Source organism: Ensifer canadensis, from assembly GCF_017488845.2.
GTDB lineage: Bacteria > Pseudomonadota > Alphaproteobacteria > Rhizobiales > Rhizobiaceae > Ensifer > Ensifer canadensis.
Genome location: NZ_CP083373.1, coordinates 703,510 through 717,277, shown reverse-complemented (window position 1 = coordinate 717,277; position 13,768 = coordinate 703,510). Strand labels below are relative to the sequence as shown.

At 58.6% G+C, this 13,768-nt stretch carries 7 protein-coding genes and 1 pseudogene; 2 read left to right on the top strand and 6 right to left on the bottom strand.

All coding sequences use genetic code 11. From position 1 onward, the window contains the following. Nucleotides 1-21 precede the first annotated feature (21 nt). Nucleotides 22-2,919 carry an MASE1 domain-containing protein gene (locus J3R84_RS33125; RefSeq protein ID WP_203528411.1) on the bottom strand — a complete coding sequence of 966 codons (2,898 nt, stop codon included), beginning with the start codon at nucleotides 2,917-2,919 and terminating at the stop codon, nucleotides 22-24. A gap of 332 nt (nucleotides 2,920-3,251) precedes the next feature. On the opposite strand from J3R84_RS33125, the gene J3R84_RS33120 reads away from it, so the two are divergent. Beyond that, on the top strand, nucleotides 3,252-3,479 hold the full coding sequence (locus tag J3R84_RS33120; RefSeq protein ID WP_057223512.1) for a hypothetical protein: 228 nt from the start codon (nucleotides 3,252-3,254) through the stop codon (nucleotides 3,477-3,479). A gap of 602 nt (nucleotides 3,480-4,081) precedes the next feature. Here J3R84_RS33120 and J3R84_RS33115 read toward each other — a convergent pair. The 4 genes and pseudogenes from J3R84_RS33115 to J3R84_RS33100 all read right to left on the bottom strand — a co-directional run bounded on the left by J3R84_RS33115 (nucleotide 4,082) and on the right by J3R84_RS33100 (nucleotide 8,830). Then, entirely contained in the window at nucleotides 4,082-4,786 is a 705-nt protein-coding gene (locus J3R84_RS33115; protein ID WP_203528409.1) for a response regulator transcription factor, read from the bottom strand. After that, a complete protein-coding gene (locus J3R84_RS33110) occupies nucleotides 4,776-5,198 on the bottom strand; it encodes a response regulator (protein WP_347369218.1) in 423 nt (140 codons plus the stop codon). Before J3R84_RS33110 ends, J3R84_RS33115 begins: the two co-directional genes overlap by 11 nt. Next, nucleotides 5,175-5,807: pseudogene (locus J3R84_RS33105) on the bottom strand (response regulator transcription factor); the annotation flags it as partial. The pseudogene J3R84_RS33105 and the gene J3R84_RS33110, both read right to left, overlap by 24 nt. Beyond that, nucleotides 5,804-8,830, bottom strand: a complete 3,027-nt coding sequence (locus J3R84_RS33100; RefSeq protein ID WP_203528407.1) for a PAS domain-containing protein — start codon at nucleotides 8,828-8,830, stop codon at nucleotides 5,804-5,806. The gene J3R84_RS33100 and the pseudogene J3R84_RS33105, both read right to left, overlap by 4 nt. 639 nt (nucleotides 8,831-9,469) lie before the next feature. On the opposite strand from J3R84_RS33100, the gene J3R84_RS33095 reads away from it, so the two are divergent. Next, entirely contained in the window at nucleotides 9,470-13,069 is a 3,600-nt protein-coding gene (locus J3R84_RS33095; RefSeq protein WP_203528480.1) for a PAS domain-containing protein, read from the top strand. A 68-nt stretch (nucleotides 13,070-13,137) separates the two neighbouring features. Here the strand turns inward: J3R84_RS33095 and J3R84_RS33090 are convergent, their stop codons facing one another. Continuing rightward, nucleotides 13,138-13,545, bottom strand: coding sequence for a cupin domain-containing protein (locus tag J3R84_RS33090; protein ID WP_203528405.1), 408 nt, complete (start codon nucleotides 13,543-13,545; stop codon nucleotides 13,138-13,140). Nucleotides 13,546-13,768 lie beyond the last annotated feature (223 nt).

Sequence of the window (13,768 nt, the reverse complement as noted above, 5' to 3'; positions counted from 1 at the left end):
GTAATCTCTCAGAAAAGTGCCTCATGGTACTCCTTCTGATAGCTTTTCCACGATGGAATGGCTCTCGTTAGAGCCTGCGCCAGAGCCTGCTGAGGCCATTGCCGCGGCTGGCAGCGTGAAAATGAACCTCGCGCCGCGGGGTTCATTTTGCTCCGCCCATAGCTTTCCGCCATGGGCTTCCACGATGGAGCGACAGATAGCCAGACCCATGCCCATCCCTCTTTCCTTTGTCGTGAAAAACGGGTCGAATATCCGCTCCGGAAACTCAATACCTCCACCTCGATCAATAACCTCGGTGAAGACCTCATCGTCCTTGCGATAGACCCGAATTTCAAGCAGCCTGTCATCCGGCGCCGACACCATTGCATCCAAGCCGTTTTGAACAAGGTTCATCAGGACCTGCTGGATCTGCACGCGATCGAATGCCACCAGTTGCTGGCTGCTCTCGATCTCGACCTGAACGCGGATACGCTGCCTGGAGGCTTCAGCCGCCACAAGATCGGCCACCTCGTCAATGATGCCCTCCAGCGAGGTAGCGTCGCGAACATCCATGGAATGCTGGAAAAGGGCGCGGATCCGTCGCACGACCTCCGCGGCTGAATTCGCGCTGCGAATGATGCGCTCGGCCGATTTCCTTGCTCGCTCCACGTTTGGTGGGTCCGCGTCAAGCCAGCGCACGCAAGCATCCGTCGAGTTGACGATGGCCGAGAGCGGCTGGCTGACTTCGTGTGCGATGGACGCTGACAACTCGGCCAGACTGGCCGCCTGGGCCGCGCGTGCCAGTCCCTCTTGTGCCATGCGCAGATTCTCTTGGGCCTTAACCTCCCCGTCTATATCCAGGTAGATGACATTCCATTGGATGATCGCGCCCGAGGCATCGCGCATTGGAGCTGCTCGGGTCTCTACCCAACGGTATTCACCGTCGAACCGGCGAAGACGATGTCGGCGCGCGTAAGGTTCGCCCGATGCGAGGCAACGCGCATATTGCTGCTTGACGCCCTCGACGTCATCGGGATGAACCCCGGCATCCAGTGTCCCCTCAAGCCGGGATTTTCCGGAACCATCAAGCGCCTGCAATTCGTAGCCGAGGAACTCTCTCAGGCCTTGCCCGCGGAATATTGGCTCCCCATCGGGGGCGGCGCAGTCGATCATGAGCGGCAGGGTTTCTACCAATTGCCAGAGAAAGCGCTCCCTCTCCCTCAAGGCTGCCTCGGCCTGCACCTGGTCGTCGATATCCAGAAGCACACCGTACCATTGCAGAATGGAGCCGTCCTCATCGCGGAAAGGCTCCGAACGGCCCTCCACCCATCGGTACGTCCCGTCAGCGCGTCGCATTCGGTACCGCATAACGAACGCCTGACCGGTGCGCCGACACTTGGCCAAATGATCACGGACAGCCACCAGATCGTCGGGATGGACCTGTTGCCGACGCGCGACCTCCCCTCTTGGCTCATCCGGGGAATCGAAGTCCTCGAGATCAAAGCCAATGAAATCCCTTAGCCTCTTGTTGACGTAGGTTGGATCTCCCTCGGTGTTCGAACACCAGATCTGCGCAGGAACGGCATCGACCAGGCGCCGAAGCTGCCGCTCACTGTCGCGCAATGCCTCCTGTGCGCGCACCTCGTCGTCGATATCGAGCGAGATGACGAGCCATTGCACGATCGTTCCGTCGTCATCGCGCAACGCCTCCGCACGCCCATCAACCCAACGATAAGCTCCATCCGCCCGCCGCATGCGATACTTCATGGAATATGGCTCGCCGGTCACCAGCGAGTTTCTGACGGCATCAAACAGGCGCGTTGCGTCCTCGGGATGCACGAGAGAGTGAATCGCCGCGCTCAGACGACTTATGCCCGGCCGGTCCAGTTGATTTACGTCACTCAAACCAAAGAAATCGAGTAGTCGGCGGTTAAAGAAAATCGGCTGACCCTCTGGGGTCAGTCGCCTGATCTGCACGGGCACAAGGTCGACCAACTGCGAAAGTTCACGTTCGCGTTCCCGCAAAGTCTCAACACTCCGACGCAATGTAACGAGTGCCAGTTGGTGCTGCCTAGAGATCGCTGCCACGACCAACGCAGAAAACGCAGAGATGCCCAGAAACAGCTGCAGCATGATTTGTTTGTGTTGTTGAGATTCGGCGTCGCCCGCAAACTGGCTTGTGCCGGAAATCGTGAAGGCCGCAGTGATGAGCGCGAGGAAAGACAGGGCGAGAACTGTACCCTTGAATTCGAAACGGACCGCGACCCAGAGAAGCGGCGGCATGATGATGTATGCGTAGGGCAGAAAGCCGCTCAAGGAAAGAGCGGCGATTCCAAGAAACACCAGCGCCAGAGCGCAGACCTCGGTCCAGCGCGCCGCGAGAAATTCACTCTTTCCACGCCAATTCTGGAACACCACAAGAGCCAGGGGTGCGATGATGGCAACCCCGGTGGCATCGCCGATCCACCATAGCGGCCAAGCTGTGGCAAAGGCTTGGATGTCAAACCAAGCAAGCGTCGCGCTACCTACCGTTGCACTCAAGATTGGTGCGACACTGGCACCCAGTACAAGCAGCGCCAGTACCTCGCGCAAAGTCTCTAGCCGAACCGGTTCGCCGCAAAATCGCTTTAAAAGCCATGCGCCGAACGCAGCTTCGCAAGCGTTTCCAACGTAGATCAGGGTCGCGACGGGAATGGAATTGTGAAACCAGGCGAGATTTCCAAGAAGTTCGCCTGTGAGCCCCACCAGTATCCACCAGGGCCAACTGCGTTGCGAGGCAAGGACAAGGGTCGCAAGGAACAAGCCGCTCGGCGGCCAGATTGATATTCCTGTCCCAGGAATGATTGCAAGAAGGTGGGCAAACCCGCTACCCGCAACGTAGGCCGCGACAAACAGCCCCGCGTGGAGCGCTTGGGGGCGATGTGATCGGACGCTCATCAAGACCTGTTCCTGTCGAAGTCGAACCGGATTATGCATTCAACGGCATCAACGCTGCGTGTGCGAGCGCGTTTTGGCATACCCCGGCGATCCCCTGCTTGGCCGCGGCATCGGTCTTCTTTCCCGAGCCGGCCCGCTCAACACCTATCGGGCATATCTATATACACGGAAGCCAATGATAAAAAGCCGGCTGCAGGCACGACAGGTCTTCTTCGCCTGGGCCCGGGCGCGTTTCTTCCGGAAGACTTGCGCCGGATCGGCGCAGACTGGACGACACCGCAAAGCCTCCGGCGGGCTATGAGAAAGCGGCGATCGCTGCGGATATCGAGAAGCTCGTGAAAGTGCTCAAACTCGGCCCGCCCATCAATCTGGCCGGCCACGGCATGGTCGCATACGCCTACGCGGCTCAGTATCGCGAGGAAGTGACGACTCTGACGATCCTCGACGTACCTCTGCCCGGCATAGAGCCATGGAGCGCGCTGTTAGAGAGGACTCGCTGCCCTCTAGCTTTCGAACGCGTTGATCTCGCGATGACGAGCGAATTCGCAATCGACGCAGTTTGACAGGTCGCCCTTTGTAATCGGAGCGACGCCGCCGGCACGCAGAATGGGGGAGAAGGCCGTCCGCAAGGGGCGGCTGGGACGGCCTTCTGGCGGACAACGTCCGCTTTGCGGCGCGGAGGGGAACGCCGCCGCAGGCCTCGTCCGGCAACACGCTTGAGATGTTGCCGAAGCCGAGTGCACCTTGATTATGCTGGCGGTCGTCCAGGAATGAAACCTATACCGACGTTTCACGCTTGACGATGCTGACTACTTCTCCTTGATCGTGGCTCCGGGGAAGTGTCCCTGTAGAGGCAGGTACAGTTACCTTATTTCCAAAGATTGGATACGCAGAGTGACCGGACAGCCGACTGCCAAGCGGCCCGATCATTTCCAGATCACTGATCGGTCACTCCTTGTTGTGGCATGACGCAAAGCCAATTTGAGACATGCATGCACTGCCAAGACACCATCGCCTCGAACGGGAGGCCCGTTGAATGCGCGGGACAAAGCGCTTTCACCGGAGCAGCATTGCTATGAGGACGGTGACCGCCACTCTCGTATTCAACCAGACGGAACGCCGTTCGCAGGCTTGGCTCCGGCTGCCGGCGTCGGACGAGAACGTTTCAAAATGCTTCAGTCGCTCTCTTGGTTAGCCCTGCATCGCGCATCGATCCAGGAAGGCTATCCCAGGCGCGGATAAGTTCACTCAGGGATGCGACTTCCATCTTGCGCATGACGTTGCCCCGATGAAGCTTCACCGTCACTTCGCTGATGCCGAGGTCAAAAGCGATCTGCTTGTTAAGCCGTCCATGCGCCACCTCCTGCAAGACTTCGCGCTCTCGTGGCGTCAGTGTCTCGTGCCGCTCCATGTTGCGTTTGACGAGCATCGTCTCCATCCGCCGCGCCGCATCCAGGTCGATCGCGGTCGTGATTGCATCCAGCAGTGTCTGGTCTCGTACCGGCTTTATCAGGAAATCGACGGCGCCAGCCTTCATCGCCTGCACGGTCATCGGAATATCCCCGTGTCCCGTGAGGAAAATCACCGGTTTCGGGTTTCCAGTTTGTGTCAGGTGACGCTGCAAATCGAGACCGCTCGCTCCCGGCATGCGAACATCCAGGATCAGGCAGCCGGGGCTATGCAGCGTGTCGGAAGCGAGCAATTCTCGGGTCGAGGCGAAGCAGGCTGATTGGAATCCCGCTGATGCAATCAACTCGGACAGTGCCTCACGGACAGAGGCGTCATCATCGACAATGATGACGAGCGGCTGTTCGCCGTCACTCCGGTGCCACGAACCTGCCTTTCGCTGTAGTGACTGGTCAGATTTCATCATTACCCTCCATTTCTGGATCACGCAGGGCGTTGGCGAGCGTAGCAAGCAGAACCTGCGCGTCGAACGGTTTTCGGAAGCAACCACCAATGTCCTGGCCGCTATGCTGTTCGGCAAGCTCGTGACGTCCGGTTATTAGGAAGACGGGCAGATCGGGACGCACTTTCCTCACGAAATCTCGTAGTTCAAACCCGTCCATACCGGGCATGCCAATATCCGTGATAACTGCATCCACGCCAGACAGACCGCTGGCAAGAAACGAGCCTGCCGATGAGAAGCTGCGAGCCAGATAGCCAGCGGACTCCAAAAGATCCTCCAGCGACTCCAGTAGTCTCAGATCATCATCGACAATTGCCACCACCCGCCGATGCTTGGTCATTCTAGGCTTCCCCGCCCTGCGAGAGTGCGTGATCGGTATTTCCAGGCGTTCTGCGATACGCACGAGGTCGGCAAGCGAGGCCGCCTCCATCTTCTGCATCACATTGCGTCGGTGAATCTGCAGCGTCACTTCACTGATGCCGAGCGCGGCGGCCGCCTGCTTGTTGAGAAGACCGCTCACCACCAGAGGCAGAACCTCGCGTTCGCGCGGCGTCAGGTCAAGATAGCGACGCTTCAATTTCCCTGACTCGGCACGCTCTGCCCTCTTTTCCTTATCCAGTGCAATTGCCGCGTTTATGGCGTTCATCAGATCCGCGTCGGTAAACGGCTTGGTCAGGAAGTCTACCGCGCCGTCCTTTATCGCGCGCACGGAGGATCGGATATCACCGTGGCCGGTTATGAACACAATCGGTGGATGCTCCCCTTCAGCAATCTCACTTTGGAGGTCGAGACCGTTGATGTCGGGCAGTTCGATATCGAGGATCAGACAAGCGGGTGCATCCGGCTTTTCAAAGTTGACATAGTCCCCGGCGGATCCGAACGCCATCGCGCGAATGCCGTGCGAGGCCAGGAGCTCGCAGAGCGCCTCACGAATTCGGCTGTCGTCATCGACAATGAACACAATATGCTCGTCTCTCATCATACCGAAGCATCCACTTTGATCGGCAGCGTAAACGCAAACGTGGCACCCTCAGACTCGTTGTTCTGCGCCCACAACCGCCCTCCGTGCGACTCGATGATCGAACGACAAATTGCCAGGCCCATGCCCATTCCGTTCACTTTCGTGGTAAAGAAGGCTTCAAAGATCCGTTCCGGATACTCGACGCCCGTGCCGTGGTCGCTGACTTCGGTTTGAATCATCCCTGCGACGCGACGTGTGCGCACCTTCACCACCCGATCGGTCGCAACTTCGTCCATCGCGTCCATTCCGTTGCGGATAAGGTTCACCAGAACCTGCTGAATATGCACCCGATCCAGAGCGATGTGTGGAAGGTCGAGCGCGATATCAACGTCGACGCGAACACGACGTCGTAATGCCTCCTCTGCAATGAGATTGATTGCTTCACCAATTACGCTTGCCAGGTTGGTATTGCTCCTCGCTTCGACGGGATGTTTGAACAGTGCGCGGATCCGGCTGACGACGTCCGCGGCGGAGTTTGCGTCACGGATGATGCGCTCGGCGGTGATCTTGGCCCGCTCCAGATTCGCAGGCTTGGCCGATAACCAGCGATGGCAAGCGTTGGAATTGGCAACGATCGCGGCCAGCGGCTGATTGACCTCATGCGCGATCGACGCCGACAGTTCGGCAAGGCTTGCCGCCTGGGCAGCGCGGGAGAGCCTTTCTTGCGCCAGCCGCAACTCTTCCTGCACCTGAACCTCACCATGAATGTCCAGGCAAATGACGTTCCACTGGATGATCCTGTCCTCCGAGTCCCGCATCGCGGCGGCTCTTGTTTCAACCCATCGGTATTCACCATCATAGCGCCGCAGACGATGCTTGCGCGCGTAGGGCTCGCCGGTTGCAAGAGAATGCGCATATTTCTCCTTCACGCCGGCAACGTCATCGGGGTGCACTCCGGCATCAAGCGTACCGTTCAGTCGGGACTTTCCAGAGCCGTCCAATTCCTCCAGGTTGTATCCGAGAAACTCCCGAAGCTGCTGGCTGCGATAGACCGGTTCACCATTCGGCAGGGCGCAGTCGATCATCGCCGGAAGGGTCTCCACCAGCTGCCACAGCGACCGCTCCCGTTCACGTAGCGCCTCTTCGATCCGCAACTGATCGTCGATGTCATGGGACAGGCCGTACCATTGCAGGATATCGCCATTCTCGTCGCGCAGCGGTTCAGCGTTGCCCTCGACCCAACGGTAGACGCCGTCCGCCCGGCGCAGGCGAAACCTCTTGGAGAAGTTCTCGCCGGTCGCGACAGATAGTCTGAGCGATTTTTCGAGGCCGGTCGCGTCGTCGGGGTGGACCGCTGCCTTCAGAGTTGCTGCCAGCCGGTCTGTGTCTGGCTGCTGTGTATCCGCAGCATCCAAACCCAGAAAAGCCATCATCCGTTTGTTGAAAAAGGTCGGTTCACCTTGTCGGTTCAATCGCCAAAGCAGGCTTGGGACCATATCGACCAGTTGCGAAAGTTCTCGCTCCCGATCGCGAAGCGCTTCCTGCGCTCGCATCTCGTCATCGATGTCGATCGAGATCGCGTACCAATGCGCGATCGCTCCATTTGGATCGACCAGGGGCTCTGCGCGGCCGTCGACCCAACGATAGGCGCCGTCGGCGCGGCGCAAGCGATACTTCATGGAGTAAGGCTCACCTGTTACCACTGAATGGCGGACGGCTTTCAGAAGGCGCCCGGCATCGTCAGGGTGAATGAGCTTTTCCATCGCCCGGGCCAGTCGGCTCTCGCCTTGCCTTTCCAGCTGCGCAAGATCGGCCCAGCCAAAGAAATCGAGCAGGCGCTTGTTGAAAAAGGTCGGTTCGCCGTCGGGTGTAAGACGCCTGATCTGCACCGGTACCATGTCAACAAGCTGCGATAGCTCGCGCTCCCGGCCGCGCAACGCCTCAACGGTTTTCTTGTAGACATCGATGTCGAGCGCTATGCCGAACCACCCGACGACACGGCCCTGTTTGTCGCGCGCGGGCCGTGCGGCGGTTCTGGCCCAGACATAACTTCCACTGACACGACGAAAGCGAAACTCGACATTGAAGTCGTCGCCAGTTTCCAGACAATGACGCCATCTCGCCGCGACGTGATCATAGTCATCGGGATGTAGCAGTTGCTTCCAGGCGGTATCTCCCTGATCCAGCGAGGTGTTCAGCTGCTCCGGCGTCACACCCAGCGAGCTTTGGGCGAAGGGATGCAGGTAGATCCAACGTCCGGCGGCATCGAATGCCCACCCGTTGCCGAATATGCTCTCGACGGCCCTGGCCGACCGCATCGGCTCGGTGTCATCCACCGCCGACAGGTCGGAAACCGCAGCAATATGCGGCTCTCGATCTGTTACCAGATCGTCGATGTCGACGCTGACACTGTATCCTGGTTCTGCGCGGGTCTCCGTCCATCGGTATTTGCCGTTTGCCTGGAGCTGGCGGTGCCTGGTGACCTGGGGAACGCCCGTCCAGAAGGCGCGGGCGGCCGCATGAGCGGCCGTCGTCCGGTCGGCTGGATGAATACTGCTCAACGAATGCGGCTGGTCTTGCGTGACCTTCCTCTCCAAGGCCGCGGTTGCGACATCGGCAAACCGCTCGCTGGCAACCGAGGTATCTCCATCAATGAACGTGCCGTACCAACCGAGCACACGGCCTTGACCATCGCGTAAGGGCTGGGCCGAACTCCTGCTCCATCCGTAAGCGCCGCTTTCACGCAACAAGCGATGCTCGACGTTGAAATGCTGACCCGTTTCAAGGCACCTGCTCCATTGAGCAGTAACGAGCCCGTAATCGTCCGGGTGGATCATGCGCCTCCAGCCAAGCAAGCCGCCATCTGCCGGCGAACTGAACTCTTCGAGCGTAATCGCCAGGTGCGACAGAACCGCAGCGCTCACGTAAATGATCTTGCCGGACGCATCGGCGGCCCAAGCGTTGCCGACCACGCTCTCGATGAACCGCACAGCTTGCAATACATCGGGCGCGATTTTGCCAGGTTGGTTGAACGCCTTCGTCATTGCCTTCTCCTGCCGGACGAGGAAAGCCATTGTCAGCGCTCTGCATAGCACTTGTCTTGAGATCAGGACCGGGTGAACTCGTCACTTATCCTATTCCCGCTGCGCCTCCTGTGCACCCTATGGAAATCTATGACAACCGGGTGGTGCAATCTAACCTGTACTTCAGGATAGCTTGGTCTGGATCGTTGCGACGGGGTGGGAGCCGCCGGACAACGAGTTGACCTACGTTACGTGTCGGCGTCCAGGGCGCCTTCGCGCTCTACCTCACGTTGATCATCGTTCTGGACTCACAAGCGATACCGAGCCAAGGCGCCGTTTATCGCCCACAAATATCGACGGCCGACCAAGCTAGGCTAGTGGTTTTTGCTGCCTCGCGGCGTAGATTTCGATAGATTGAAACTTTGGCATGAGGGGTAGAGCGGTGGCGGGGCTGCAAGTTGAAGGGCTAATAAAGCCCAGGCTTTCTCTGTCCGGTTGGAGAAGCCAATGAAATCAACGTTTCGCCCAGTTAGCAAAACCAATTCAGAAGCAGCGCGTGCACAAACGCAACACCGAGATAGATCCGAACCAGGATCAAGTGGGGAAGCAGTCGTTGTGCCGCCAGTTGAAAGAGAATCGGCCCGGCGCGATTTTCCAGCAATGCGCCGATGGCGTGGGGTCGGGCTGCACCGCCCGCGGTTCGCGCATCTCGCGCTATTTTTCGCAGCCTATGTGTTGGGATGCGGATTCGCAAATGTGCTGGCGATCGTGCCTGGCATAACTGTTTCGATTTGGCCTCCTGGCGGGGTCTTCGTCGCTACCCTGATCCTAACATCTCCATACAGTTGGCCCTGGTGGATATTGGGGGGCTGCCTCGCTGAGATGTTCGCGCAGATCGTGTGGTTTCACAGTCCGCTGCCTGCCGGCTTTTTGATCTACGTGGGCAATGCCCTGTGTGCTATTGCCGGCGCTGCTCTCGTCAGCCGGGCGACCGGCAAGCCGGTCAAGTTGGAGACCTTGCAGCAGGTCCTTGCATTCGTCGTTTTTGGAGCGGGAATTGCGCCGCTCATAAGTGCGACGGTGGGAAGTGCGACGCTTGCTTGGTTCGGTGTAAAAGCGCAGACTTTCACAGGCGTGTGGCCGCTATTTTGGATTGGAGATGCTACCGGCATCCTGCTCGTTGCGCCACTTGTATTGGTTTTGGTCCAATACTGGCGCAGCAAGTCCAAACTATCTGCCGCGCAGTTGGCAGAAGCCGGAGTGCTCGGTCTGATTTTTTTGGGAGTCGCCGCTCTCTCCCTGAGTGATAACTATCTTCCGTCTCCCTACATCATCCTGCCATTGCTTCTTTGGGCCTCAGCGCGTTTCGAGTTCCGGGGAGCCGCAGTCGCGCTGACACTCCTCGGCTTAATGACGATGGCACTTACAATATCTGGTGACAGTCAGTTTGTCGGCGAGTCCCAAAGGCAAAGGCAGGTGATGCTGCAGCTTTTCCTGGCGATATCAGCGTTTTCAGCGCTGATTGTCGCCGCCATCTCGCGACAATATCAACTGGCGTTGCTGACTGTGCGCGAAAGCGAGCGCCGCCTTCAGCAATTGATCGATGCAGTTCCAGCGCTCATATGGTGCACAACTCCAGAAGGTATACCCAGCTACCTCAACAAACAGGCCACGGACATCACAGGCATGACTCTCAAGCAGGTGATCGCGCCCGACGGGTCAAGGTCTCTGACAGACATTCATCCAGACGACCGGCAATCAACAGATGAGGCACTTAAGCGCTCGTTCGAGACGGGCGCGTCCTTTGTGGGTAGGTATCGCCAATGCCGAGCGGACGGACCCCACAGATGGGTTGAGGCGCGCGCCGAACCATTGCGCGACGAATCCGGCACGATCATTCAGTGGTATGGCGTGTCTGTTGACATTGAAGACATGGTGAGGGCGCAGGAGGCCCTGAGTGAACGAGAGGAGGAGCTCTCCCAGCTTGTCAATATGGTTCCAAGCCACGTTTGGCGTCTGACCCCTTCGGGCGAACCAGCATTCTTCAACAAACGCATGATCGACTTCCTTGGCTTGAATGTTTCAGATACGGTCAAACCGGGTATGACGCGGTTAGCCGCCTTGGTGGAGGCATCCGTTCATCCGGAAGACGCGGTTCCGTTCAACGATTTGCTTTCCCGCGCGCTCGCCACCGGGGAAGTCTTTGCCATGCGATACCGTCTGCGCCGGGCGGACGGCGTTTACCGCTGGATGTCCAGCCGCGCCGAACCGCGTCGGGATCAGTCCGGGCTTATCGTCCAATGGTACGGCATTTGTCATGACATTGACGATCAAATGCGTGCCCAAGACGCGTTGCGCGAACGGGAACGCGAGCTATCGCTGCTTGTGGACATGGTGCCGGCTTTCATCGCACGTCAGGCTTCAGACGGAGCGTTGACGTTCTTTAACAAGCGGTTGGTAGACTTCCTCGGGCTAGACGTTGCGCATGCGGACAAGTTGGGGATGAGGCGCGTGACCGCCATGATCCAAGCTGTCGTCCATCCCGACGATGTTTCCCTGGTGAGGGAGAACGCCACACGCGGCTTCTCGACGGGCGAACCCTTCTCGAATCGATATCGTATGCTTCGCGCCGACGGTGAGTATCGCTGGATGGACGGGCGCGCCGAGCCGTTGCGTGATGAGCGCGGGACGATAATGCAGTGGTATGCGGTCGCCATCGACGTCGATGATGAAGTGCGCGCGCAGCAAAGGTTGTACGATCGGGAGCGAGAGCTTTCGCAACTGGTGGATATGGTACCCAGCCCGCTCTGGCGGTTGACCCCAGAAGGGGAGCCGGTCTTCTTCAACAAGAGCTTGATTGAATTCCTGGGCCATGATGTTGGAGATGGGCGGCGCAAAGCATTGGCCGCTGCTCTTGTGTCTGCGATCCACCCAGATGACATGACAGCGCTTGAAGCATCACTGAACAAGGCACTTGCCACTGGCGAGAGCTTCTCCGTGAACTATCGCATGCGCCGCGCCGACGGCCTGTATCGCTGGATGTCTGGCCGCGGAGCGCCTCTGCGGGACACCGGCGGGCGCATCCTGCAATGGTTCGGCATTTGTCACGACATCGACGATCAACTTCGCGTCGAACAGGTCCTGCGCGAGAGGGAGCGCTCGCTGCGCCAACTTATTGAAACCTTGCCCGCAATGGTCGAATGCACGGGGCCAGACGGCCATCCGGTCTATCGAAGTGAGCAGCTTTGCGATTTCCTAGGATACAAACTTGAAGCGCCGGTCGGATCGGGAGAGCCGCGGCCGTCCGCAACGCTCAGGGCCGCTGTCCATCGTGAGGATATGCCCCTCGTCCGCGAGAACCATGAGCGCGCATTGGAAAACGGCACCCCTTATGCGCAGAAGCATCGTCTGCGGCGTTCGGATGGTGAGTACCGCTGGGTGGAAACCCGAGCTGCACCCATGCGAGACACCGACTCTTCGATTATTCAATGGAATGTTATCTGCCTGGACATCGATAGCGAGGTCAGGACGCAAGAGGAATTGCGTTTGACGCGAGAGGGCCTGGCGCGAGCATTTCAGGCGGCAAGCCTTGCCGAACTTTCCGCTTCGATCGCCCATGAGGTGAACCAGCCGCTGGCAGCGATCGTGGCAAACTCGCACGCATGTCAACGCTGGCTCACAGCCGACCCTCCAAATCTTGAGCGAGCGCAAAAGACGATCGGACGCATTACGCGCGATGCAAACGCTGCGGCTGATGTTGTGAGCCGTATCCGCGCATTGTTCAAGCGATCCCTGGAGACCGAAGCGAGCGCCACCCCCCACGAGGTCATCGCGGAGGCCCAGAGCCTGATGGCCGACGAGGCTGCACGACGTCGTGTCCGGATCGAGGTGAACATTGCGAACGAACTTCCGTTTGTTCCTATGGATCGCGTTCAGGTCCAGCAGGTGCTGGTCAATCTGATGAGAAATGGCATCGAAGCCATGACATCCTCGGATGCGCCCAGGGTTCTAGGTCTAAGCGTGTATCCGATGGTCAACGCGGTACAGATCGCGGTGAGCGATCTGGGCACAGGCGTGGAGTTCCCGGACAGGATCTTCGAGCCATTCTTTACAACGAAGGACGACGGCATGGGCATGGGGCTGGCGATCTGCCGTTCGATAGTCGAATCACACGGTGGGCGGCTTTGGGCGGAGAAAAACGAGCCGCAGGGCACCATCTTTTTCTTCACATTGCCGACTGAGCCAATAACAGTCGCTTGAGGCGAGACTTACATGGAGTTATATCGCCGGTCTAGAGGAGCCGCACCTCGGCCCCGGCCGTTAGCGGCCTACTTTGCCGGTGTTACGAGCTCCGTTTCGGCAGTATCAAGAACGAAGACAGCCAGGATCTTTGCTGGCTCGCTATCGCTGGCATTCGCGCTTACGCGGTGATGGTCGCCGGGAACTTCGACCCAGTTTTCGCCAGTCTTGTATACCTTGATTTCGCCGTCGTTGATCTGGCTCTTGATGCTGCCTTCGATTACCGTGGCATAGATAAAGGCGCTCCTGGGATGCGTGTGTGAAGGGTTGTGACCACCAGGGCCATATTCGACCAGAACACAGCGCATGCTCTTTCCTGGCACGTTGGGAAGCGCTTGGTCGAACACCACTGAGACCTTGGCATTATAGGGCTGGTCCGAGGCTGCTGCAGGTGTAATCAGCGCCGCAAACATCAAGCCAGTCGCCAACTTTCGCATGAATATCTCCTTCTGCTTCATATTCGATTAATCTCGGGTGCGATCGTATGCCCGGCGCTCCGAAAGGAGGAGCTATACGTAGGTTGGTGGTGTTATGCATACGTGCCCGCCCCTGCGGCCGGGCGTAATCAAACATTGCACGTTGTTGCTCGACCAGCCGGGATTGGGCAGCATCAATGGTTTCGGCAGCTGGCATGAGCCTTTGTTGCCGGCGCGACAATGC